A 20,334-nucleotide genomic window follows, 5' to 3' on the forward strand; every position below is an offset into this window, starting at 1 on the left:
TTGCGTGATGGGCAGGGCAGATCAGCTGCCGGGCGTGTTGCGCACGAAGTCGTTGCCGCGTTCAGCGGTGGCAAAGAAGCTCATGCCATCCACGCGCCAGCCGTCGTCGGTTTCCACAAAACTGTGCTCGTAGGTGCCCCAGACTTCCCACAGCGCGTCGCCCCCGTTTTCGGGCAGGGCGCCGCGGTCCATTCTGTTCCAGGCGTAGCCGTGGCTGAGCATGGTGGCGGATCCGTCGTCTTCAAAGGTGATCCGGTGATTGCCGCGCAGGTGAAAAGACTGCTTTTCAGCGGTGAGATTGCCCGACCAGGCGGCGATCAGCGCGTCAGACGGGATCGTTGCGGGCTCGCCACCGGCCAGAGAGGTGAAATCCACGCGGATGTCGTCGGTCAGCAGGCTGCGGACCAGTGCCCAGTCTTTTGCGTCGACCGCCGCATCAATGGTGTCAGCAATCCGGATCATTTCGGCATGATCCACAAGGGTTTCGGCAGTTATCGGCGTGCCGGACAGGGACTCAGCACCGGCAGGCAGGTTGGTGGCAAGGATAAGAGCGGTGCTGGCAAGAGCAGTTTTCGCAATGCGTGTCATGGTGTGTTTCCATCAAACTGTGTTTCGATGGATCAAACATGGCAGCGGGGAATGATAATTAAAAAGTTTTAAGAAGTATTATTTTCATGCCTGTTCAGCATTGATTTCCTGAACTGTGTCCACCAGCAGCCGGGTCAGGCTGCCGGGGGACTTTCTTGTCAGAAAAAGAAATTCAATCGGAACGGACAGGCCTTCGACCTCGCGGAACTGCACCTGCCGCGGTGGGCGCTGTGCATTGGCTGAATTCACGAAGGCGCATCCGACGCCTGCGGAGACAAGGCTGAGAATGGTGGTTTCGTCCTGCGCTTCCTGAACGATTTCAGCATTGAACCCGATCGCAGAAAGGGCGGCGAACAGGTTGTCATGATAGGCAGGCGCGACGCTTCTGGGAAACGCAACGATGGGCAACCCGTCAATGTCTTCGAACGTCAGCGGCTCGTCATGGCCAAAAACAAGATCTGTGGAAGCCGCCAGGACAACATTGTCATAACGCAGGGAGTGTATGTTCAGGGCTTCCCCGGCGATATTGTCCTGCCGGTAGACAAAAGCTGCGTCGAGTTCGCCCGCCAGCAGCGCGTTGATCTGCTCAACCGAGCTCATCGGATGGATTTCCAGCCGGATCCGGTCATGCCTGCGTTTGAAGCGGTTGAGTGTGAGCGGCACGTGACCCGCCCAGGAGGCGCTTTCCAGAAGGCCCACGCGCACCGTCCCCGCTTCCCCACGCGAGATGCGGCCTGCGGCCTCTGCCGCGTCTTCCGCGTCCTGTAATATGGCGCGGGCCCGTTCTGCGAAAGTGCGACCGGCGTCCGTCAGAACCACTCGGCGCCCTTCCCGCAGGAGCAGATCAAAACCGAGTTCCAGTTCCAGATCCCTGATCTGGCGGGAGACAGCCGGCTGAGCAATGTTCAGCCGCTCAGCCGCATGACTGATGCCGCCGTGCTCGGCGACGGCCACGAAATAGCGCAGGTGACGAAGTTCCAACCTATACCTCCAGAGTATTGATTGCATCATAACTCAGCAATGGAGAGTATAAAGGATGATCTGCAAAATGAACTGCAACACTCATTTGCAGGAACAGATCCAATGCCAGACCCATGCAGAACGTCTTTCGCCGGTGCCATTTGGGGGATGGTTACAGTTCTTTGCTGGGCGAGCTTTAACGTGGCGGCGAAGGCCGGGACAGACGCGGGCATGTCCCCGCAGGCGCTGAGTTTTCTGCGGTATGCGACGCCGGGTGTGTTCGCATTCCTGGTGCTGGCATGGCTGCGCCATCAGGGCCAGGGAGGCACCGTTCCTCTGCGGCGGCTGATTGTGCTCGCCGTGCTCGGAGGCCCCCTGTTTGGTCTCACGGCGGTCTCAGGTTATCAGTTTGCACCGCTGTCGCACGGCCTGCTGTTTGCACCGGTCGCCGTTTTTGTTGCGGGGACAGTTTTCAGTGCGCTTCTGCTCAGAGAGCAAATCACCGGCCCCCGTGTACTGGGCGCGATGATCATGTTCGCGGGCCTAGGGCTGCTTGTCGGGTTCGAAGCGCAGAGCGTTTCGCGCACCTGGGCGACCGGCATTGCCCTGTTTGTCACGGCCGGACTGATGTGGGGCGGCTACACCGTTCTGCTGAGGCACTGGCGGGTCCCGCTGCTCGAAGGCACGGCTGCGGTCATTTCTCTGAGTGCCGTTTTTGCAACTGTGTTTCTGGGGCCATTGGCCTGGCCGTCGATTGCAACAACTGAGCCTGCGATGCTGGGTCTGCAATTCCTGATCCAGGGGGTGGTTGGCGGTGTGGTGAGCGTTTTCACTCTGATGGCGGCGCTCAGACGGCTGACTGTGCAGACCGTCGCGATGTTGCCCACGTTTACGCCGGCTGTTGCCCTGCTGATCGCCTGGGGGCTTTGGGCGCGCGGCCGGCTCAGATCGAACTGGCGGGGGCAGGGCTGATTTTTCTTGGGTTTTCGGTGTCCCGGATACGAGGGATCACTCTGCGGACAACACATCCAGTGGGGTGACGTATGCTGCGCCCGTTTCGGTCGCGGCTGTCAGGACGCGGATCGATCAGACAGGGGGAGGCCCTGTTTCCGCGTCAAACCGTCGGTCGGGTTTCGATCTGACGCCTTAGCGCGCAAGCCATCCACCATCCACGTTGAGCACCGCGCCGTTGACATAATCAGAGGCTGGTGCCGCGAGGTAGACGGCCGTGTCGGCGATGTCCGAGGGGTTTCCCCAGCGCCCGGCGGGGATACGCTCCAGAATAGCCTGATTGCGGTCAGGATCGTTGCGCAGCGCCTCGGTGTTATTGGTTGCAATGTAGCCGGGCGCTATGGCGTTCACATTGATGCCGTGTGCTGCCCATTCGTTGCACAGCGCCCTGGTCAGGCCTGCAACACCATGTTTCGAGGCAACATAGGACGGCACGCGCACGCCACCCTGGAAGGACAGCAGGGAGGCGATGTTCACGATCTTGGCGCCCGCTTCGCGTGCCATGGCCGCTCTGGCAAAGGCCTGAGAGGTAAAGAAGAGTGCCTTCAGGTTCACGTCGATGACGTCATCCCAGTCCGTTTCGGAGAATTCGGCAGCATCCTCGCGCCGGATAATGCCTGCGTTGTTCACGAGGATGTCGATGGCACGGTCAGCGAAGATGTCGCTGGCAGCCATGGGATCAGCAAAATCCAGCTGCAGGACTTCGGCAGAACCGCCAATCAGCTCCGCTGTTCCTTCGCAGCTGCGGCGACCTGCACAGATCACGTGTGCGCCTGCCTGACCCATCGCAACGGCGATGGCCTGACCGATCCCGGTATTCGCGCCGGTCACAAGGGCGGTTTTGCCGGCAAGAGAAAAAGCACTCATCGCAGGTCTGCCATCGCAACCATATCGACATCTTTGTAGTCGACATTATCTCCACCCATCGCCCAGCAGAACGTGTAGCTTCCGGTGCCACAGCCGCAATGGATCGACCATGGCGGCGAGATCACTGCTTCTTCGTTCTGCATCACGATATGGCGCGTCTCATCTGGCTCTCCCATGAAATGGAAGACGCGGTTGTCTTCGGCCAGATCAAAGTACAGGTAGGCTTCCATCCGGCGGTCGTGCACATGCGCGGGCATGGTGTTCCAGACAGATCCGCCATGAAACATCGTGTACCCCATGACCAGCTGGCAGCTTTCCATCACGTCGGGATGGATGAACTGATAGATTGTGCGGTCATTTGCGGTTTCCGGCGCGCCCATCTTGACACTGCCGGCATCGCTCAGCCGGATGAGTTTTGCGGGCAGGGCTTTGTGGGCTGGGGTCGACACGAGATAGAATTTGCCGCCGGTGCCGAAGGTGACCGGTCCGGACCCCATGCCAAGGTAGAGCACATCACCCCGCCCGAGTTCATGGTTCTCTGTGGGCGTGGTGACCGCAGCCGTCCCGCCAAGGTTCAATATGCCGATCTCGCGCCGGTCAAGGATCGAGGCGGTGCCGCATTCTTTGACCTCGTCGAGTGTGATGGCATTGCCGTCGGGCATCACGCCGCCTACGATCATCCGGTCGTAATGCGTGTAGAGCAGGCGCGCCTCACCAGGAGCAAAGACGCTGTCGAAGTGGAAGTTTTCCCGAAGGGCAGTCGTGTCCATCGATTTTGTTTCGGACTGGCTGACAGCGTGAAGTGTTCGTACGGTAAGCATTTGGCACCTGTGGTTTTAAAGAAAGTCGTCGCGTCGTGGGGTGAAGCAGTCAATCAGCTCGCCGTCTTCCAGGCAGACACAGCCATGTTCGGTGTCTGACGGGATGACAAAACTGTCGCCTTCACCGACCGTGCGGGTTTCACCATCCATCGTGAAATTGAACCGGCCGGACCGGACAAAGGTGGACTGAACATGCGGGTGGTGATGCAGCGCGCCTTCCATTCCGGCCCTGAAGCGGAACGCCACCATCATGAGGTCTGCGTGGTCCGCCAGAACCTGTCGCCTTACGCCGCCATCCACCACCTGTTCTGAAAAAGCCATTGTCGCATCCGTTGCAATTCAAACTGGTATGGTAGTATGGTGAAATAGAGCGATTGGCAACCGCAATCTGGTACTGGCGCTTCTTTGAATATGGCGGCACTACGGGGATACAGGCGAACCGACGCGGCAAAACCCAGTGCCGCACATCTATGGAAAGGCCACCGGCTATGGCGTATTCGATCTCCGCACGACGCACGACAGCGGAAGTCATCTTTGCCCAGCTCCGCGACGAGATCATGTCACTGGAGATCCTGCCGGGCGTGAAACTGTCAGAGGCGGAAGTCGCGACAAAGTTCGGGGTATCACGACAGCCGGTGCGCGAAGCCCTCAATCTTTTGTCGAGCGAAGGGCTGGTTGCGATCCAGCCCCAGAAAGCCACGCGCGTCCGGCGTTTTTCATCCGAAAAAATCGCCGCAGCACGATTTAAGCGCCTTGCTATTGAAATAGAGGTGATCAAATGCGCCTGTAATTCATGGTCTGACGTCTACCGCCCCGGCTTTGAACGCTCGCTGGAGGCGCAGAACCGGGCTGTTCAGAACAACGACACCCAGGGTTTTCACACGCTGGACGAAGAGTTCCACGCTCTGATGGCCGAAGCTGCACAGACACCATTCGCGTTCACAGAAATCAAAGCGCAGAAGGCCTATGTGGACCGGATCTGCGTGCTCAGCCTGAAAAATGCCGACGAGATGAGAACGCTTGTTGAGGACCACCACCTGATCTTTGAATGCGTCTCCCGGAAAGACGCGCCCGGTGCCGAGGCTGCGCTGCGGGCGCATCTGGCGCGTATTGAAAAGACAATCGAAGCCGTCCGGCAGGCGAAATCCGAATTCTTTGAGGACTAGCGAACAGAGCTTTCCCAAATTATCCTTTACTCAAACTTGTATGGTAGTATGGTGATCCTCGTAAAAATGGGAGGACATCATGAAATTCGCATCTATCGTTGCGGCGACTGCCGTCGCACTTTCGATCCCTGTGACCGCCGGCGCCACAGACTGGCGCGGCTGGAACATCCACGTCGAAGAATATCCGAACACCGTCGCGCTGGATCAGTTTGCGGCTGAACTGGCCGAAACAACGGACATCAGGCTGCAGATGTTCCACGGCGGCGTTCTCGGCTCACAGCCGGACGCGATTGAACAGGTCCGCAACGGCGGCATTCAGGTGGGTCAGTTCAACCTTGGACCCATGGGGCCGATCATCCCGACGACTAACGTCGTTTCGCTGCCATTCATCTTCAATGACGTGCCGCACATGTTCCGCGCCATGGATGGCGATGTCGGCAAAATTTTTGAGGAAGCGATGGCGGCAGAAGGCGTTGTGCCGCTTGCGTGGTACGATTCCGGTGCGCGCAGCTTTTACAATTCAGAACGCCCGATCATGACACCTGCGGACGTTGCGGGTCTGAAAGTGCGCGTGATGAACAACGATCTGTTTGTCGACATGATCGCGCAGCTGGGTGGCAACGCGACCCCAATGGCTTTTGGCGAAGTGTACCAGTCGCTGAAAACCGGGGTGATTGACGGTGCGGAAAACAATTACCCGTCTTATGAATCGACCGGGCATTTCGAAGTCGCAGGGTTCTATTCGATCTCGCAACACCTGATCATTCCGGAGTGCCTGTGTATCGCGACATCCGCCTGGGAAGCGCTCGATGCGGACACCCAGGCCGCGGTCCGGACGGCCGCACGGAATTCTGCCGAAACACAGCGCAAACTGTGGGCAGAGCGCGAAGCAGTCAGCCGTGCCAAGGTTGAGACGTCGGGGGTGAAAATCAACGACATCGAGAACAAAGCCGCCTTCCAGGAACTGATGACACCGGTCTACGAAAACTTCATTTCGGCAAATCCGGATCTGGCACCGGTCATCGAAGCAATCCAGACGACGGACTGAGGGCATCTCCCACCCCATAACCTGAGGGGCCCCGTGGCCCCTCTTTTTTGACGTGAAAGGTGCATGCAATGGCGGCTTGGCAGCGTGGGCTGGATTTTCTGGCGCAATTGGCCTCGGCACTGGCCAGTGTGATGATCGTGGCGCTGATCGTGATCTTCGGCTGGCTGGTCTATGGGCGGTACATCCTGAATGCGACACCAACATGGGTTGAGCAGGCAGCACTGCTGATGGTGGTCTGGATCACCTTTCTGGGAGCAGCAGTTGGTGTGAGGCGCGGCACGCATCTGTCTGTGGATTTCATCCGTGACGCCATGCCCGGTCGCCTGCGCCATGCCGCTTTGATTTTCGTGTCACTGGCCCTTTTGTTTTTTGGCGCGATGCTGGCGTGGCAGGGCTATGTCATGTTCGAACGGACGGCGCGGCGCGACATTCCCCTGATCGGCATATCAGAGGGCTGGCGCGCGGTGCCGGTCATTCTGGGTGGGGCTATGATTTTTCTCTTTGCGATGGATGACCTGATCCGCCGCGCGGCCGGCACAGGTCGCGGGACATGAGCCTTCTTCTCCTTTTTGGTGTGTTCTTCATCTGCCTGATCGCGGGCGTGCCCGTCGCCTTTTGCCTTGGCATCGCGGCCTTCGCAGGGTTCATCTACGAAGGGCTGCCGCTCTTCATTGCCACCCAGCGCATTGTCTCCGGCATCTCGATCTTTTCCCTGCTGGCGATCCCGTTCTTTATATTCGCCGGAGAGCTGATGCTGCAGGGGGGCATTGCGGTGCGTCTTGTGCGGCTGGCATCGGCGGCTGTCGGCTGGCTGCGTGGTGGTCTGGGGATCGTGAATGTCACGTCGTCCATGCTGTTTGGCGGCATATCGGGTTCGGCGGTTGCAGACACGTCGGCGCTCGGGTCGATCCTGATGCCGGTGATGAAGGAAAAAGGGTATGACGGCGATTACGCGGTAAACGTGACCGTGACGTCCTCCGTCGCGGGGGTTGTCATCCCGCCCAGCCACAACATGATCATCTACGCGATTGCCGCAGGCGGACTGCCGATCAGCCAGCTGTTTCTTGCAGGCGTCGTGCCCGGCGTGCTGATGTGTCTGTGCCTTGCTTTTGCAGCCTGGCTGGTTGCGGTGAAACGTGGTTACCCGGCCGAGGACTTCCCGGGCCTTTCGTCTCTTGCGGTCAGTTTCATTGTTGCGCTGCCGGGGCTTATGACGGCTGTCATCATCGTCGGCGGCGTTTTGTCGGGTATCATGACGGTCACGGAATCCGGTGCCTTCGGGGCGATATATGCGATCTTGGTGACGGCACTGGTCTACCGCGAGCTGACCTGGGACAAGTTCCGGCAGGCGGTTCTGGTGTCGGTCCGCATCACGTCGATGGCGATGATCCTGATCGCCTGTGCGTCTGCCTTTGCCTACCTGCTGACGCTGAACCGGGTGCCGGAGCTTCTGGCGGGTTTTGTGCTGTCCTTCTCGGAATCGAAATTTGTCATTCTGCTGATGCTGAACGTGACCTTTCTGGCGTTGGGCATGATCATGGATATGGCCGCTCTTATCCTGATCACAACGCCGATTTTCCTGCCTATCATTCTGGATCTGGGGATGAGCCCCATTCAGTTCGGCATCATCATGATGATGAACCTTGGTCTGGGGCTGACCACACCGCCCGTGGGGGCGTGCCTCTTTGTCGGTTGCGTTGTCGGGAATGAGAAGATGGAGAACGTCGTCAAAACGATCTGGCCGTTCTACCTGGCCATCCTGACTGCATTGATGCTGGTGACCTATATTCCGGCGGTCTCGCTTGGGCTGGGATGGTTGATCCTGCCGAACTGAGAAAGCACCGGCTGTCAGGTTTCTGGCCGGCGTGACCGGTCTGCGCAACCGGTCTTTTGCCGGAGACTATCCGTCGCCAAGAGGTATGCGCAGAGAGGCCTTCACGCGGTCTACAACCACCGACGTGGCAAACCGGCGGATGTTGGGGTTTTCGACGAATACGCGTCTTGAAAAGCGATCATAGTCCTGCATGTCCTTGACCAGAACGATGAGTAAGAAATCTGCCTGTCCGGTGATGTAATAGCACTGCTGTACTTCGTGCAGCGCCTGCATGGAGCGCTTGAATTCATCAAGCAGGTCAACACGTTCACGCTCCAGCTCAACTTCAACCACAAAGGTCATCAGATCGCCCACGGCACCGGGGTCCAGCTGGGCCACCTCTCGTTCGATCACGCCGTTCTGAGAAAGCCGTCTGAGGCGTCGCTGCACGGAAGACCGGGAGGAGCCAACCTGTTCCGCAAGCGCGTCAGCCGATAGCCGGGCATCCTGTTGCAGCGCGTCGAGTATGGCTCTGTCGATCGGGTCGAGCTCTTTGGGCAGCATGTATCACTTTCGTGGATTTCGTGACCGGTTTTGGTCAGTCTTAAAACCATTTTGGCGCCAGAAAGTCAAAGTGCGCAGGTATCCTGCTGCTGTTCCAACAGCAAAAAGGAGGTCCCATATGCAGGCTTCGCAGTTGCAAAACACCTATAAGGATCCGCACCGGTATCCGCACGGCGTGGCGTTCCAGGACGGCCAGTTCATCCCGGTATCTGAAGCAAAAATATCGGTGCTGGACTACGGGTTTCTGCATTCTGACGCCACATATGACACGGTTCACGTCCGGGATGGCGCCTTCTTTCGTCTCGACGATCACATTGACCGGTTTCTGGCCGGCGTTGCACGTCTTCGGATGCAGCTGCCGCTGTCGCGCGCTGAAATCCGCAATCTTCTTCACCATTGCGTTGCTCTGTCCGGACACAGACATGCCTATGTAGAGATGATCTGTACGCGCGGCACCTCTGACACGTTCAGCCGCGATCCCAGAGATGCACGCAACCGGTTTCTGGCGTTTGCGGTGCCCTATGGGTCCGTAGCGAATTACGACCAGATGCGCCGCGGACTGCATGTGTCGCTGGTCGATACTGTACGGATTCCGCCGGAAAGTGTTGATCCGTCGCTCAAAAACTATCACTGGCTTGATCTGATCATGGGGCTCTATGGTGCCTACGACCGCGGCGGCGAAACGGCTCTTCTGCTCGATGCGCAGGGGAGTGTTTCCGAAGGGCCGGGCTTCAACATTTTCGCGGTTTTCAACGGCGCGCTGGTCACGCCGGACAAGGGCGTTCTGCCGGGGATTACACGCCGGACGGTGATGGAAATCTGTGCCGCTGAAGGGATCAGTTGCAGCGCCGGGTCGCTTTCACCTGATGCGCTCCGGCAGGCGGATGAGGTCTTTGCAACTTCCACGGCTGGCGGGGTGATTCCGGTAACTACCATCGACGGTCATCCGGTCGGGAATGGCCGGGTCGGTGAACTGACGATGAAGTTGCAGGATATCTACTGGAGCTGGCATCAAGACCCGCGTTTCAAAATGTCCGTAACATATCCTGAGGATTAGCGGTTTTTCCGGACAGCCATGCGCGGTCACTTCAGACGTGCATTGACCTTCAGTGGCGCAGGGGCGTGTGCCGGGCCCGGTTCATTGCCTCTTGATGCGCGGTCCGATGCCGCTTTGCGCTGACACACGCGCTGGTTTTTCACGGTCCGTTCTCAAAACGTCTGCGCTCTGCATCCATCGCACTGCGCCACGCGGCGCGCAGCAGGTCCATGCGCTTTGGAATTTTGTCCTCAAGCACTTCGGCTTCCCTGATCCGCTCTGTCCGGAAGTAACGAAACCCCTCCCGCAGTTCGCACCACGCGGCGATTATCCGGCTGGTCTCCCGGTATCCCAGCAGTATGGGCCAGATCACCCGTTGGGTGTCCCGGCCTGCGTTGTCCGAATAGGTCATGGCGATTTTTCTGCGCTGCCGGATGGCCAGACGGATGGTTGCAGCGCCGAGCACCTCATCCGGCTGATCAACCGGTGCCACGCTGACAACGGTCTCCAGAAATGAGGTGCGGTATTTGTCCGGAGCCACCGCTTCGAGCTTGGTGATCAGTTTCTCCGCAGCCAGTGCCAGCTCAGGCTCGCCCCGGCTCTGTACCCACATGACACCCAGCGTCACGGCCTCAATCTCGTCCGGTGTGAGCATCAGAGGGGGCATGTGAAAGCCGGATTCCAGAACGTACCCAACGCCGGCTTCACCATTGATTGGCACACCCTGACCGATGAGAGCTGCGACGTCGCGATAGACGGTGCGTTTGGTCACGCCCAGCTCCTCTCCGATGGCCTCAGCTGAGATCGGACCTTTTGCACGCCTCATAATCTCGATGATCTCAAAAAGCCTGTCACCGCGTCTCATGTGCTCTCCTTTCACTGAAAGCAGATCATACTGACACCATGCTGACAACACGCTGTCAGCATGGGTGCGGTAAAAGCAGGAAAGTCACAGAAAACGGAGACCAGAACATGAGACGACTAACTGCTGTTGCCCTTGCAGCCGCCCTGCCTGCCGCACTCGCCGCTGAAGAGGAGAAGCCCACAAACGCCGTACCGCTTCTGGCGATGGGCGCCTATGTCCCGACCGATGATATGGAAAGGTCGGGGGCTTTCTACCGCACCCTTTTTGACAGTGCCCCGACCATTGAACTTCCGGATTTCGTGGCGTTTGACGTCGCCGGTGGCTGGTTTGCCATCGTGTCACGGGAGAAATACGCGCCAGGCTCTGAGTCGGGTTCCGGAGCCGTGCCCTACCTGCAGTCCGCAGATCTTGAAACGCTGCAAAAGCGCGCCGTTGCTGCTGGTGTGGCGGTGCCAGAGATTATTGAGGAGCCGGGGATTCACCTGCTCAAAATGACGGATCCGAATGGGCAGCCGATTGAGTTTTTCAGACTGATGGGCGGGTAGTTTACGCGACAGCCAAAGCGCGCTGCAAAGGCCCGGCGGGCTGCAAACGGCCTGCCGCGTGACTGTGGCCAGTCACCTGGCCGCTTTTGTGCATTCCGGCGCACAACTTTTTGGCGATCAGGCATAGACGGCGGTTCCCGAACCGGGTTAAGGGGCCGATCTGTTGAAGGAATTGTCTCTTCGTCCGAGGCTGAACGGAGAGACGTCATGTATCGATTCCAAAAGAATGGAGATAAACTTGAAACTCGTTGTTCTGGGCGCGAACGGGCGGACGGGCAGGCTGGTGCTTGAGGCCGCATTAAAAAAAGAAATGGACGTCACGGCAGTCGTTCGCTCAGCAGACAAAACACCCGGTACTGAACATGAAAAACTGCAGGTCGCGGTCGGTGATCCCTGCGACTCTGCGTTCCTCGCATCGGTGTTTCGCGGCCATGACGCGGCGATTTCCACGCTGGGCGGTCGGCTGCCGACAAAAGCCGCCACCTCTGTTTATGCCCGATCTGCGGATGCCATCGTGCGCGCTGCGTCCTCAACAGATATCAAACGCATTCTGGTGACCTCAACGGCGTTGCTGTTCCCGGACCAGACGTTCTTGGGAAAAGTACTGCGCGTGGTCGTGCCAAACGTGGTGCGCAGCGCCGGGCGCATGGAGGACATCCTGAAGCACTCCGGCCTTGACTGGACCTCTGCCCGCGCAGGGTTCCTGCAGGACAGCGACCTGGCTGCCTACCGGGCGCAAAGAAACGCGCTGCCCGAAAATGGTTCAGCCGTTTCAAGGGCGGGCCTTGCAAACTTCCTGATCGATGCACTTATGGACCCTGAAACCAAAGGAGCCGCCTACGGCGTGTCGCAGCCGGATCAATGACAAAAATCAGCTTTTCCCGTCTGTCCACGATTCCCGTTGAGGAAATAGCGGCCCACATGTCTGACCCGATCCTGGCCGTGCATATGCCCCTGCTCGGTGGAAGCTGGGACACTCAGCGCGCTGCAGACTTCGTGGTCATGAAAGAAGCCAGGTGGGCGCAGGATGGCCTGGGTCACTGGGCAATCCTGTCGGATGGCGACTATGTGGGCTGGGGCGGCTTTCAGCGTGAGGGGGCTGACTGGGACTTCGGGCTGGTGCTGAAACCCTCTGCCTTCGGCCTGGGCAACAGGATCACCGCTCAGGCACTGGCCTTCGCGCGTGGCGATGCGCGCATTCCTTCTGTGACGTTCCTTCTTCCGCCGACGCGCAAAAAGCTGGGAGCTCTGAAGCGCCTGGGCGCACAGTCAGAAGGCGATGTGACAATCGACGGGGCCCTGTTCCGGAAGTACCGCCTTGCAACCGATGCACCCTGAGCCACCCCGTTGATGGCAGGTTGGCGAGCGTGGCTTTAAGGTGCGCTGTGCCGGATCATCAACACTGCGAAAATTACCGGGCCGGCGACCAGATAGCGCGGAGCGGCGACGTCAAACCCGTCGAGCCCAGCCGTAACGCCCGCCCGCGAGAAGGCGAGGTAGTCGCCTCAGATCGCGCAGCCGTTCTTCGGGCATTAAAGGGACGAAGTGGTTGAGTTCGAGAGCATCCTCTTCGTCATTCGCGAAGGCTGTCATGCGACAGCCCGCGACCAGCGGCGTGCCGTCGACCCGGCGCTTGCGGGGGCGATGTGAGGTTGTCCGCCAGCGAGTGAGGCGAGTGTCACCTCCGCTCCCGCGTTCCGAAAAACGTAGCGGGGGGGCGACGAACTTTTCCAGCCAGAAGCCGGTTTTGTGGCCGGTATCGCCGAGGCTGTCGTGTGAGGTGAGAACGACAAGGATGTGGGGCTCGGTGATGAGAAGTTCCCTGAATAAAATGATTGTTGAATGGTCCAGTCGAGCCGGGTGCGGCCCAGTTGGCGGTACCAGTCGACGTTGTCACACAAGGCTGTGACACGGGCAGTCCGGCCAGCGTCATCCACATCGATGACGAACATGTGGGGCCAGGTCCTAGGAGTGGCCCTGCTTCACGATGCCGAATGTGTCCTTGGTCTGGGTGCCCGATATGCTGACGTCGAAAAAACCCGGGTGCCCGTGGCGTCTTCTGTGATGGAATGGACATCATTTGTAAGATCGGGAAAGGCGTCGATCTGGGCGGGCACGTCCTGCGCGCGGTGGCAGTCAAAGAACGCTCTGGCGGCGTCAGCCGCAGGGCCTTCGAAGGCTGAGAGAGGGGTGGTTGCGAAGGCTGCGGCAGCAGCGAGGGGACGTGAGAAGAGCATCATGGGTGGCTCCTGAGTGGTCTGATTTCGTTTGATGAAACCAACCTTCATTTTCTGAATTGCGTGACAGGTACGTGAATTGGGAATGCATTATTGCTGAGGAACAACAATGAAGGCGCTGGGCGGACTGGCTGAATTCCGCGCGGTGATCGATCAGGGAGGCTTTACCGGCGCAGCTGAAGCGCTTGGTATACCACAGTTATTTGTCAGTCCCCGCGTGCCTGACCTTGATCCCGTCAAATTGATCAGGTGCAGATCGGGCAACAGGCGGACTCTGCGCTTTGCTGCCCTCGACCAGAGGCTCTCACCGGAGATTGCAGGGCAGGTGACCGGCTTGTCAGCAGACGTGTGGTCGACCAGGCTACCGGTCTGACCTTCTGTGACGCAGAGCTTGTGCGGCAGCCTGATGATCTCGGCAAACTGGGTGGCCATCCTCTGCTGCCCGGCATGCCGGTCGAAGCCTTCGTCCGGACCGCTGACTGATCACTTTGCGTGCGTTCTGCGAGGGGTGAGCGGGTTGGCGGCACCAGGCAGAAGCCTCCTGTTGATCAAGTGAATAAAAAACGGGTTATGCCCTCCGGGGAAAAGGTCGAGTGGTAAAGATGACGGGTGGGGAGAGCGTAACGTTGTGCGCTTATGACACTGACTTTGCGACTGTGTGTGGCGCGATTTTTTTTGAATAACTCTTCCTTGATTGGATGGTCAATGGCTGACTCACTTCCCGTATTGATTGGGGGATTTTGCGATGATCGGACCGAAGCAGGAACCACAGGCCGCGCTGTTTTATGAGTTCTCGCTGGAAGAACACGTTCCGCAAGATCACATGATCAGAAAGACGCCTGAGCTCCATTCGGATCGTTGCTTTTTGCGCTCGCAACATGTTGTTTTCCACAGAATCGCCCCGAAGCAGTCATTCGCTGCGGTTGAGATGCGCTGAAACCTGACGTTGGGGCGATCACAGCGAAGGTTCAATCCGTCCGCATTGCAGACTTTTATCTGAGAAGGAGACCAGAACTGTTAACGGGAGTTTTGATGACAACCGTTGGGCAAAGACTAACGGACACGGCCAACTTACGTTTCCCAGTGAAATGCTTACTTGACCCCGGAAGAGCCATCCAATAATGCCTAGGGCGCTGAGCGGGCGTCGTATACTGGCTATTACCTCAGCCTTCCAAGCATATATCTTGATTTTCACCTCGTATCACAGTCTTGCTAAGGCTTTCAATTTATTTGATAATCAGTGTCATACAGTATCATGCTGTATCACTTCATCTCAATTCAGTTCCGACAAAAAGCAGACAAAATGCCAAAGCTTACAGAGACCTTCGCGCGGAAGGTTCCCCAGACAAAATCCGGTACTGCCAAGCACTGGGACAGCGAAATCAAGGGCCTTGTTCTCTTCGTCGGAAAGAGGTCGAAGACGTGGTACTTCCAGAAGGACGTGGGTGGGCAGACACAGCGTAAGCTCATCGGGAGGTTCCCGGTCATCCCGGCAGATGCCGCCCGCCAGACAGCGATGGGTTTTGCCCTTGAGTGGGGCAGGGGAGCCGGAAAGAAGATCCAGATGGGCGCTCCAACACTCCAGGCCGCGCTCGATGCTTATCTTGCTCGTCCCAAACTGCGCTCTGAAACCCACAAGTCCGGAATGAGACAGCAGTTCGACCTGCATCTGAAGGACTGGTTGCGGCTGCCGCTTGATGAGATCTCAAAATCAATGGTGGCCGATCGCCATCGTTCGATGGCCGCGACACCTTCAGGCGCAAACCATGTTCTGAAGTACTTCAGGACAGTCTGGAACTACGCCCGCAGAGTGCACGACCTGCCGGAAAGTCCAACGATGGCAATCGAATGGTATGAGGAAGCCCCCGCTGTTCACATTATCGAAGATCTAGCTGCCTGGCGTCACACAATTGAAGCGCTCGATAATCCGATCCATCGTGTTTTTTATGAACTGCTGCTCTTCACCGGGTTGCGTAAGAGTGAGGCCTTCACTCTGACATGGAAAAACGTTCGCGAGGATCACATCCATCTTCCGATGACAAAAAACGGGCGCAGCTTTGATTTGCCGATACTCCAGGTACACCATGAGATACTTGCTCCGATGCGCGGCCTGAATGAGAAATGGGTTTTCCCTTCGCCGAAGTCAAAATATGGGCACATAACCAATGCAACCAGGCTTAAATGGAGCCCGCATACGCATCGCCGTACATTTGCGACGGTCGCTATGGAGGCCGGCATTCTTGAGGAGATTGTCGGCAGATTGCTGAATCACACGCCATTGTCCATCACAGGTCAAAGATACGTAAAACCTTCTATCGACGCTCTGCGACCCTCAATGGAAACAGTGTGCGAAAGCCTGTGCAAGAGAACTGGGGCGCCTTCGCACCGGAAGGAAAAGCTATGAAGAAGGCAGAATGGGAGCGTCGTATCGAGTTGGATCTGTTTGGCGTTCAGATGCTCGGTGCCGCCTTGTTGATAAGAACTGAAAAGCTATTGAGTGATGCAGAGAAAGTACTTGAAAAAAGAAAAACCCAGCGCCGGACGATCCACCGCTGCGCCATCCTTTCGATATCGAGCACTATGATCAGAGTGTTGCTCGGCTAAAGAGACATTGCCGCAGTCTTCGCTTCATGCTTGATGCAATCGGCTTCCGCGACGCTGGGCGGAAACGCGCAGCTCAACTCAGGATCTGGGATTTTCGGTTCAGATGGGACCACCTGCGAGATCACCCGATACTGGTGGGTTATCTGAGCGATAATCAGCCTTACTTTGCGGTTAAATGGGACAGGACCACTCCGGTCGCCGATAGACCCGACGACTCTGTCATTTCGGTTTTGCACGACATTTTCGTTGCGGAACAAGAACGTTTGCTCGGGTTTGATCCAGACGACGTGCCGACTTTGCGCGATCCAGAAGACTTCCTTTTTTACCTGACAGTTTGGGAATTGTGTGAGCCCGAACAAGGTCGAGGGGCGCGGGGCGGAAGACGGTGGGCCGATGGCCTCTACAATGCAGCGTCTTATGCAAGCTCTTTGAGAACGAGAGCCAGAGAGAGCGGAAAGCCGATAAGCAACGAAGAAGCAATTCGCCAGTCGTTGTACAAGTTTGAAATTATAGCTTCCACGGAATTCGAAGATCATCCAAGAAAAGACGAAGTCATTGTCAGCGACGCATTGGGTGAAGGCGGTCGATATGCTGGAGCTTTGAAAGCCGTACGAAAACAGCTGGCATTATTCGACAAACAGGAACAGGAACTCTGAAACCGACCGGTCCGATGTATCGATCGGATTCGAAGGCGGCTGAACTCAGACCTGTCTGCGGCGAACAGACGACAAAATGTTCGCAAACTCGATTTGGCCCCAAAATTCTTTGAATATTCGGAAAATGACAAAACCACGTCCAACGTAGTTGTGTCCGAAACAGTCGAATATCATGGAGTGGCTATATGCAACAGGAACTGAATGATGAACGTCTGCTGACACGGGCTGAAGTGCAACGCTATTTTGGCATTTCGCAGCGTTTCCTCGAGATGGCGGCGGTAAAGGGTGAAGGTCCTCCGATCGTACGTATCGGGCGTTCTGTCAGGTACAGGACGGTGGACATTCGCAATTGGATTTCTGACAGGCGGGAGACCTGACTGATGCCCGGACTGCGGAAGTACAAACAGAAAAAGAAGGGCGGTGGACGTTTCGTTCAGTTGCACGAATGGCTCATGCGCTCTGAGGCATGGAAATCCCTGAAGCCAGGGCCCCGTGCTCTCTACCTCGAAATCAAACGTCGCTACAACGGCAAAAACAATGGCGAGATCGTTCTGAGCCACAGACAGGCGGCGGCTCTGCTTAATGCTCACAGAAATACCGTCGGGGCGTGGTTTAATGAACTTCTTGAACGGGGTTTGATTGAACTGGCGACCGGACCGTGTCTTGGCGTGAACGGAAGCGGTTCGGCTTCCCAGTGGCGTCTGACCGAAGAGACAACATCAGATGGTTTGCCTGCAACCAAGAAGTTTATGAGCTGGCGCGGAAAGTCTGACTGATCCCCGCACAAAAATATGATAATCCTGCCACACGACCTGTGCCAGTAAGAGCCTGAACAGATGAAAGCGTCCTGCTGATCGGGACGCTTTTGTCCATTTTGGCCAAGATCGCCGGCTCAAAAACTGTGCTCTATTTATATATGGCCATGGCCGGTGCAAAAACGATCTTCGTTGATGTCATTGGTTGCGCGCCAAAGCAGAAGGGGGGGGGGCAAAAGCTGCCAGACTTGCTTTGTTCCAGACCCGCCCTCTCTCATTCGCAGAATTTTTTTCCTGTGGGCGCGATTTTTCTGATCGTCGTCTGTCGGTGACAGGAGTGCCTCTGAAATTATATAATCAAAGCAGTGTGTTACATGCTTGCGCGCAATATCTGCCTTGATTTCTGTCTGATTATTTCGGGTGCGCTATTGTGGCCTGACGGCGCTTGCGTATTGGATGTTCTGCATTCGAATGCCTGATAGTTCAGCTCAGTCTGTTTTCCTCAGTCAGCAACCAACCGATATCCTGTGATGCCGCAATTCCGGGATCACATTCCGCGTCCCCGGGGAAAAACCCGTCATTATCGGGAACCACCAGTTGAACCATCTCCGATATATCCGAAGGGCGATCCGGGCGAACCTCATTTGCTGTCTGAACCATCACAGGGCTCACACGCTGAAAGCGCAGGCTGTAGCCATCGACCAGCCCGGAGACGGTCTGGGTTCCCGCAGCCAGATCACAAAGTGAAGCGTCGTGGCCTTCTATGCAGATCGCGAACAGCTGTGCGGCGACGTCCGGAGCAATACCCAGACAGATCAGCTCCGGGACCTTTCTCGATTGTTCAAGACCGATCGTGAACGCAAAACCCGGGCGCCCCGAAGAAGGATCGTGTCTGGAAACCTGAGCATAGCCATTTTGAGCAATCATTCTTTGAATCCATGCCTCGACTTCGGCATTGCTTCTGACATGAGGCTTTAACTGCACCGTGATTTCCCGATACCACCCGTTAACCTCCTGTTAACGTCCTGCGTTCTCGGCCAGGGCACAATGCTTTCTGCGCTTCATGGTAAATGTGAGTATGATTGGGGTTGAAACAGCAGTGGTTCTTAAGATGTCCGCTTCACAGAAGACAATCAGGAATAACGTTTTGAAACACTCGTGGCGCTGTGAAATGCGAAAAAGCGTCGCGCATCCAATGCATGTCAATCTCCCTCACTATGGGTGCCAAACTACAAAAGACAGATCCCGCTGATTGAATATTCCTAATTAAAAGCAGTTCTTGAAGTTTTGTGAGCATACACAGTAAACCGGGTCATTCCGCTGGAACAAAGGTAGAAACGATGGATCTAAAAACAAAACCTTCAAGGAGCTACTCAAACTGAAGGTTGAAATCGATAAGCAGATTGGACGGCTGGAAAGGCAGGAAAAGAAAAAGGCGCTGGCAGCGGCCGAGAAAGCAGCCGGGAAGCTGGGATTCAAACTCTCCGAGATTATTGAAACGCAGAAACCGGCAAAACGATCAAGCGCCGCTGCAAAGCGCAAACCTCCTGCCAAACCAAAATATGCGCATCCGGAAAACCCCTCCGTCACATGGAGCGGCAATGGCCGCCAGCCTGTCTGGTTCAAAGAAGCAATTACTGCTGGGAAAGCCCCTGAGGATATGGCCGTCGCGAGCAAATGAGGTGACCTAGTCGACAGCCTCACGGCTTAAGTCTGTTCCGGGTTGGTATTTCCGACAGAAGGGCCTGGTACGCTTTAACCAAGGCAGGCTATTCTGATTTTTCAGGCGGCATCCCGGCGATGGCAAGCGACATGCGATCGCATTCAAAAACGATAACTGGATCCTGGCTTGTCGATACAGTCCCGGTCAGTCTTTCCGTGTGCCCAAAGCTTTGTTTTACCGGTTGTCTAGGCAGTCAAATGGTGGCGACAAGCCGAGCCCCGCACCGGTGGTCTGAAGTTCTGCATCCGTATCGTGTGCAAATCCGGTTGCAGCCTTTCTGTCTGAGTGTCCAGTTTCTATGCGGATGCATTGATGATTCCTATCATACTGAAATGCATGCAAAATATCATTTTTTCGACGCCACGCTCGCCCGGCGCGTTAACCATGATTTGAGATTCTCACACCTTTGTTAACTTTGTTCTTGCTTCCTGTTCAGAGCTCGTTAACCTCCCGCTATAGGGGAATGTATTCAGCGCGATGTGACTTCATGAGGCGCAAGTCCGGTGGGCGATCAGCCACGCACGGACGCTTCTGTAACGACCTTCAGCGTTTCTCGTGTGGGCTAAGTCTGTGAGGTGACATAAAGTGGTTTCGATTGGTTTGAAGCGATGCCGAGTAAACGCTTTCGAGCGCTCGCTTTTGATCTGGTTCGAAAGCTTACCGGTAATTTGCTCGTTCAAGCAAAGGGCGAGTCTGATATCGCTAAGGTGGGATCCCTTTTTTGCCTAAAAATTGGTTCAGTTTCGCTCGTTTTAGATTAATGAAAAATAGCTGAACTAAATGGGTGGACGTGGTTGTAGGAATAGGTTGGCGGAGATTGTCTGTGTTGTTTTTTCTTTTTGTTGAAACTGAAACGTAATTTGCAAATGAATGTAATTGGTCCGGCATTTTCGGCAGCGCTAGTTCTTTTTGCCAGTTGTTTAGCCGCGCAGTCAAATCCGAGTCCGGACTTGGTTGGGCGAGTCTTGGGTTTTGATTTGTCTTTTGAGCGTGAGTGCGAAGACTCTAGTTCACTCAATGACAGTGGGAGGCTTGTTTTTCTGGTCGCATACGCTGAAGCCATATCGTCTTTTGC

Annotated in this window: 27 protein-coding genes and 1 pseudogene; 18 read left to right on the plus strand and 10 right to left on the minus strand. The window is 56.5% G+C overall.

Features of this window, described 5'->3' with window-relative positions; all coding sequences use genetic code 11:
- Positions 1 to 21: 21 nt before the first annotated feature.
- Both ACZ1HA_RS02400 and ACZ1HA_RS02405 read right to left on the minus strand, forming a co-directional pair.
- Entirely contained in the window at positions 22 to 588 is a 567-nt protein-coding gene (locus tag ACZ1HA_RS02400; RefSeq protein WP_436397640.1) for a nuclear transport factor 2 family protein, read from the minus strand.
- Positions 589 to 672: 84 nt separating this feature from the next.
- Entirely contained in the window at positions 673 to 1,569 is an 897-nt protein-coding gene (locus ACZ1HA_RS02405) for a LysR family transcriptional regulator (RefSeq protein ID WP_472712721.1), read from the minus strand.
- Positions 1,570 to 1,671: 102 nt separating this feature from the next.
- Here ACZ1HA_RS02405 and ACZ1HA_RS02410 point away from each other — a divergent pair, with 102 nt between their 5' ends.
- A complete protein-coding gene (locus ACZ1HA_RS02410) occupies positions 1,672 to 2,520 on the plus strand; it encodes a DMT family transporter (protein ID WP_472712722.1) in 849 nt (282 codons plus the stop codon).
- 174 nt (positions 2,521 to 2,694) lie between these two features.
- Here ACZ1HA_RS02410 and kduD read toward each other — a convergent pair whose 3' ends face one another.
- From kduD to ACZ1HA_RS02425, 3 genes are read right to left on the minus strand one after another with little or no spacing between them, the layout of a single operon-like run.
- The gene (gene kduD, locus ACZ1HA_RS02415) at positions 2,695 to 3,426 is read right to left on the minus strand and encodes a 2-dehydro-3-deoxy-D-gluconate 5-dehydrogenase KduD (protein ID WP_472712723.1); all 732 of its coding nucleotides are present in this window, start codon (positions 3,424 to 3,426) and stop codon (positions 2,695 to 2,697) included.
- Positions 3,423 to 4,247 carry a 5-dehydro-4-deoxy-D-glucuronate isomerase gene (kduI, locus tag ACZ1HA_RS02420; protein WP_472712724.1) on the minus strand — a complete coding sequence of 275 codons (825 nt, stop codon included), beginning with the start codon at positions 4,245 to 4,247 and terminating at the stop codon, positions 3,423 to 3,425. Before kduI ends, kduD begins: the two co-directional genes overlap by 4 nt.
- Positions 4,248 to 4,262: 15 nt before the next feature.
- Positions 4,263 to 4,568: a cupin domain-containing protein gene (locus ACZ1HA_RS02425; protein WP_472712725.1), complete on the minus strand. Its 306-nt coding sequence runs from the start codon at positions 4,566 to 4,568 to the stop codon at positions 4,263 to 4,265.
- 167 nt (positions 4,569 to 4,735) lie between these two features.
- Here ACZ1HA_RS02425 and ACZ1HA_RS02430 point away from each other — a divergent pair, with 167 nt between their 5' ends.
- The 4 genes from ACZ1HA_RS02430 (at position 4,736) to ACZ1HA_RS02445 (ending at position 8,295) form a co-directional block, all read left to right on the plus strand.
- Positions 4,736 to 5,413 (plus strand): GntR family transcriptional regulator, encoded by a 678-nt coding sequence (locus ACZ1HA_RS02430; RefSeq protein WP_472712726.1) that lies wholly within the window; start codon positions 4,736 to 4,738, stop codon positions 5,411 to 5,413.
- A gap of 79 nt (positions 5,414 to 5,492) precedes the next feature.
- Positions 5,493 to 6,461 (plus strand): TRAP transporter substrate-binding protein, encoded by a 969-nt coding sequence (locus ACZ1HA_RS02435; protein WP_375228497.1) that lies wholly within the window; start codon positions 5,493 to 5,495, stop codon positions 6,459 to 6,461.
- Positions 6,462 to 6,529: 68 nt separating this feature from the next.
- Entirely contained in the window at positions 6,530 to 7,015 is a 486-nt protein-coding gene (locus ACZ1HA_RS02440) for a TRAP transporter small permease (protein WP_472712727.1), read from the plus strand.
- Complete coding sequence (locus ACZ1HA_RS02445; protein WP_472712728.1) at positions 7,012 to 8,295, plus strand: TRAP transporter large permease; 1,284 nt, start codon at positions 7,012 to 7,014, stop codon at positions 8,293 to 8,295. Before ACZ1HA_RS02440 ends, ACZ1HA_RS02445 begins: the two co-directional genes overlap by 4 nt.
- A gap of 66 nt (positions 8,296 to 8,361) precedes the next feature.
- Here ACZ1HA_RS02445 and ACZ1HA_RS02450 read toward each other — a convergent pair whose 3' ends face one another.
- Positions 8,362 to 8,838, minus strand: coding sequence for an Lrp/AsnC family transcriptional regulator (locus ACZ1HA_RS02450; RefSeq protein WP_375228494.1), 477 nt, complete (start codon positions 8,836 to 8,838; stop codon positions 8,362 to 8,364).
- A gap of 118 nt (positions 8,839 to 8,956) precedes the next feature.
- Between ACZ1HA_RS02450 and ACZ1HA_RS02455 the strand changes: the two genes are divergently transcribed.
- A complete protein-coding gene (locus ACZ1HA_RS02455; protein WP_472712729.1) occupies positions 8,957 to 9,895 on the plus strand; it encodes an aminotransferase class IV in 939 nt (312 codons plus the stop codon).
- A gap of 139 nt (positions 9,896 to 10,034) precedes the next feature.
- Here the strand turns inward: ACZ1HA_RS02455 and ACZ1HA_RS02460 are convergent, their stop codons facing one another.
- Positions 10,035 to 10,739 carry a helix-turn-helix transcriptional regulator gene (locus ACZ1HA_RS02460; protein ID WP_472712730.1) on the minus strand — a complete coding sequence of 235 codons (705 nt, stop codon included), beginning with the start codon at positions 10,737 to 10,739 and terminating at the stop codon, positions 10,035 to 10,037.
- Between the two features lie 107 nt (positions 10,740 to 10,846).
- Between ACZ1HA_RS02460 and ACZ1HA_RS02465 the strand changes: the two genes are divergently transcribed.
- The 3 genes from ACZ1HA_RS02465 to ACZ1HA_RS02475 all read left to right on the plus strand — a co-directional run bounded on the left by ACZ1HA_RS02465 (position 10,847) and on the right by ACZ1HA_RS02475 (position 12,622).
- On the plus strand, positions 10,847 to 11,284 hold the full coding sequence (locus tag ACZ1HA_RS02465) for a VOC family protein (RefSeq protein ID WP_472712731.1): 438 nt from the start codon (positions 10,847 to 10,849) through the stop codon (positions 11,282 to 11,284).
- Between the two features lie 238 nt (positions 11,285 to 11,522).
- Positions 11,523 to 12,149 carry an NAD(P)-dependent oxidoreductase gene (locus tag ACZ1HA_RS02470; protein WP_472712732.1) on the plus strand — a complete coding sequence of 209 codons (627 nt, stop codon included), beginning with the start codon at positions 11,523 to 11,525 and terminating at the stop codon, positions 12,147 to 12,149.
- Positions 12,146 to 12,622: a GNAT family N-acetyltransferase gene (locus ACZ1HA_RS02475; protein ID WP_472712733.1), complete on the plus strand. Its 477-nt coding sequence runs from the start codon at positions 12,146 to 12,148 to the stop codon at positions 12,620 to 12,622. Before ACZ1HA_RS02470 ends, ACZ1HA_RS02475 begins: the two co-directional genes overlap by 4 nt.
- A gap of 275 nt (positions 12,623 to 12,897) precedes the next feature.
- Here the strand turns inward: ACZ1HA_RS02475 and ACZ1HA_RS02480 are convergent.
- Together ACZ1HA_RS02480 and ACZ1HA_RS02485 are read right to left on the minus strand one after the other, a co-directional pair.
- A pseudogene (locus ACZ1HA_RS02480) lies at positions 12,898 to 13,081 on the minus strand (type 1 glutamine amidotransferase domain-containing protein); the annotation flags it as partial.
- 185 nt (positions 13,082 to 13,266) lie between these two features.
- The gene (locus tag ACZ1HA_RS02485) at positions 13,267 to 13,524 is read right to left on the minus strand and encodes a hypothetical protein (protein ID WP_472712734.1); all 258 of its coding nucleotides are present in this window, start codon (positions 13,522 to 13,524) and stop codon (positions 13,267 to 13,269) included.
- A 246-nt stretch (positions 13,525 to 13,770) separates the two neighbouring features.
- Between ACZ1HA_RS02485 and ACZ1HA_RS02490 the strand changes: the two genes are divergently transcribed.
- The 8 genes from ACZ1HA_RS02490 (at position 13,771) to ACZ1HA_RS02525 (ending at position 17,868) form a co-directional block, all read left to right on the plus strand.
- On the plus strand, positions 13,771 to 14,004 hold the full coding sequence (locus ACZ1HA_RS02490; protein WP_472712735.1) for a hypothetical protein: 234 nt from the start codon (positions 13,771 to 13,773) through the stop codon (positions 14,002 to 14,004).
- 262 nt (positions 14,005 to 14,266) lie between these two features.
- Positions 14,267 to 14,458, plus strand: coding sequence for a hypothetical protein (locus ACZ1HA_RS02495; RefSeq protein WP_472715366.1), 192 nt, complete (start codon positions 14,267 to 14,269; stop codon positions 14,456 to 14,458).
- Between the two features lie 366 nt (positions 14,459 to 14,824).
- A complete protein-coding gene (locus tag ACZ1HA_RS02500; protein WP_472715270.1) occupies positions 14,825 to 15,925 on the plus strand; it encodes a tyrosine-type recombinase/integrase in 1,101 nt (366 codons plus the stop codon).
- Positions 15,922 to 16,125 (plus strand): hypothetical protein, encoded by a 204-nt coding sequence (locus ACZ1HA_RS02505; protein WP_472712736.1) that lies wholly within the window; start codon positions 15,922 to 15,924, stop codon positions 16,123 to 16,125. The genes ACZ1HA_RS02500 and ACZ1HA_RS02505 overlap by 4 nt, the downstream gene beginning before the upstream one ends.
- 26 nt (positions 16,126 to 16,151) lie before the next feature.
- On the plus strand, positions 16,152 to 16,781 hold the full coding sequence (locus tag ACZ1HA_RS02510) for a hypothetical protein (RefSeq protein ID WP_472712737.1): 630 nt from the start codon (positions 16,152 to 16,154) through the stop codon (positions 16,779 to 16,781).
- Positions 16,782 to 16,966: 185 nt separating this feature from the next.
- Complete coding sequence (locus ACZ1HA_RS02515) at positions 16,967 to 17,158, plus strand: helix-turn-helix transcriptional regulator (RefSeq protein ID WP_472712738.1); 192 nt, start codon at positions 16,967 to 16,969, stop codon at positions 17,156 to 17,158.
- 3 nt (positions 17,159 to 17,161) lie between these two features.
- Complete coding sequence (locus tag ACZ1HA_RS02520) at positions 17,162 to 17,557, plus strand: helix-turn-helix domain-containing protein (RefSeq protein ID WP_472712739.1); 396 nt, start codon at positions 17,162 to 17,164, stop codon at positions 17,555 to 17,557.
- 98 nt (positions 17,558 to 17,655) lie between these two features.
- Complete coding sequence (locus ACZ1HA_RS02525; RefSeq protein WP_472712740.1) at positions 17,656 to 17,868, plus strand: hypothetical protein; 213 nt, start codon at positions 17,656 to 17,658, stop codon at positions 17,866 to 17,868.
- Between the two features lie 151 nt (positions 17,869 to 18,019).
- Here ACZ1HA_RS02525 and ACZ1HA_RS02530 read toward each other — a convergent pair whose 3' ends face one another.
- On the minus strand, positions 18,020 to 18,463 hold the full coding sequence (locus tag ACZ1HA_RS02530) for a DUF4262 domain-containing protein (protein WP_472712741.1): 444 nt from the start codon (positions 18,461 to 18,463) through the stop codon (positions 18,020 to 18,022).
- A gap of 565 nt (positions 18,464 to 19,028) precedes the next feature.
- Between ACZ1HA_RS02530 and ACZ1HA_RS02535 the strand changes: the two genes are divergently transcribed.
- Entirely contained in the window at positions 19,029 to 19,217 is a 189-nt protein-coding gene (locus ACZ1HA_RS02535; RefSeq protein ID WP_472715271.1) for an H-NS histone family protein, read from the plus strand.
- Positions 19,218 to 20,334: the final 1,117 nt, after the last annotated feature.

Source organism: Roseobacter sp. S87, from assembly GCF_055693285.1.

What these genes read in the sequence shown, in the direction of transcription:
- kduI (WP_472712724.1), bottom strand. Translation starts at nt 4,247, where the DNA reads ATGCTTACCGTACGAACACTTCACGCTGTCAGCCAGTCCGAAACAAAA.
- ACZ1HA_RS02410 (WP_472712722.1), top strand. Translation starts at nt 1,672, where the DNA reads ATGCCAGACCCATGCAGAACGTCTTTCGCCGGTGCCATTTGGGGGATG.
- ACZ1HA_RS02430 (WP_472712726.1), top strand. Translation starts at nt 4,736, where the DNA reads ATGGCGTATTCGATCTCCGCACGACGCACGACAGCGGAAGTCATCTTT.
- ACZ1HA_RS02515 (WP_472712738.1), top strand. Translation starts at nt 16,967, where the DNA reads ATGCAACAGGAACTGAATGATGAACGTCTGCTGACACGGGCTGAAGTG.
- ACZ1HA_RS02400 (WP_436397640.1), bottom strand. Translation starts at nt 588, where the DNA reads ATGACACGCATTGCGAAAACTGCTCTTGCCAGCACCGCTCTTATCCTT.
- ACZ1HA_RS02465 (WP_472712731.1), top strand. Translation starts at nt 10,847, where the DNA reads ATGAGACGACTAACTGCTGTTGCCCTTGCAGCCGCCCTGCCTGCCGCA.
- kduD (WP_472712723.1), bottom strand. Translation starts at nt 3,426, where the DNA reads ATGAGTGCTTTTTCTCTTGCCGGCAAAACCGCCCTTGTGACCGGCGCG.
- ACZ1HA_RS02435 (WP_375228497.1), top strand. Translation starts at nt 5,493, where the DNA reads ATGAAATTCGCATCTATCGTTGCGGCGACTGCCGTCGCACTTTCGATC.
- ACZ1HA_RS02500 (WP_472715270.1), top strand. Translation starts at nt 14,825, where the DNA reads ATGCCAAAGCTTACAGAGACCTTCGCGCGGAAGGTTCCCCAGACAAAA.
- ACZ1HA_RS02505 (WP_472712736.1), top strand. Translation starts at nt 15,922, where the DNA reads ATGAAGAAGGCAGAATGGGAGCGTCGTATCGAGTTGGATCTGTTTGGC.
- ACZ1HA_RS02440 (WP_472712727.1), top strand. Translation starts at nt 6,530, where the DNA reads ATGGCGGCTTGGCAGCGTGGGCTGGATTTTCTGGCGCAATTGGCCTCG.
- ACZ1HA_RS02455 (WP_472712729.1), top strand. Translation starts at nt 8,957, where the DNA reads ATGCAGGCTTCGCAGTTGCAAAACACCTATAAGGATCCGCACCGGTAT.
- ACZ1HA_RS02450 (WP_375228494.1), bottom strand. Translation starts at nt 8,838, where the DNA reads ATGCTGCCCAAAGAGCTCGACCCGATCGACAGAGCCATACTCGACGCG.
- ACZ1HA_RS02510 (WP_472712737.1), top strand. Translation starts at nt 16,152, where the DNA reads ATGCTTGATGCAATCGGCTTCCGCGACGCTGGGCGGAAACGCGCAGCT.
- ACZ1HA_RS02485 (WP_472712734.1), bottom strand. Translation starts at nt 13,524, where the DNA reads ATGATGCTCTTCTCACGTCCCCTCGCTGCTGCCGCAGCCTTCGCAACC.
- ACZ1HA_RS02445 (WP_472712728.1), top strand. Translation starts at nt 7,012, where the DNA reads ATGAGCCTTCTTCTCCTTTTTGGTGTGTTCTTCATCTGCCTGATCGCG.
- ACZ1HA_RS02530 (WP_472712741.1), bottom strand. Translation starts at nt 18,463, where the DNA reads ATGATTGCTCAAAATGGCTATGCTCAGGTTTCCAGACACGATCCTTCT.
- ACZ1HA_RS02475 (WP_472712733.1), top strand. Translation starts at nt 12,146, where the DNA reads ATGACAAAAATCAGCTTTTCCCGTCTGTCCACGATTCCCGTTGAGGAA.
- ACZ1HA_RS02425 (WP_472712725.1), bottom strand. Translation starts at nt 4,568, where the DNA reads ATGGCTTTTTCAGAACAGGTGGTGGATGGCGGCGTAAGGCGACAGGTT.
- ACZ1HA_RS02495 (WP_472715366.1), top strand. Translation starts at nt 14,267, where the DNA reads ATGATCGGACCGAAGCAGGAACCACAGGCCGCGCTGTTTTATGAGTTC.
- ACZ1HA_RS02520 (WP_472712739.1), top strand. Translation starts at nt 17,162, where the DNA reads ATGCCCGGACTGCGGAAGTACAAACAGAAAAAGAAGGGCGGTGGACGT.
- ACZ1HA_RS02460 (WP_472712730.1), bottom strand. Translation starts at nt 10,739, where the DNA reads ATGAGACGCGGTGACAGGCTTTTTGAGATCATCGAGATTATGAGGCGT.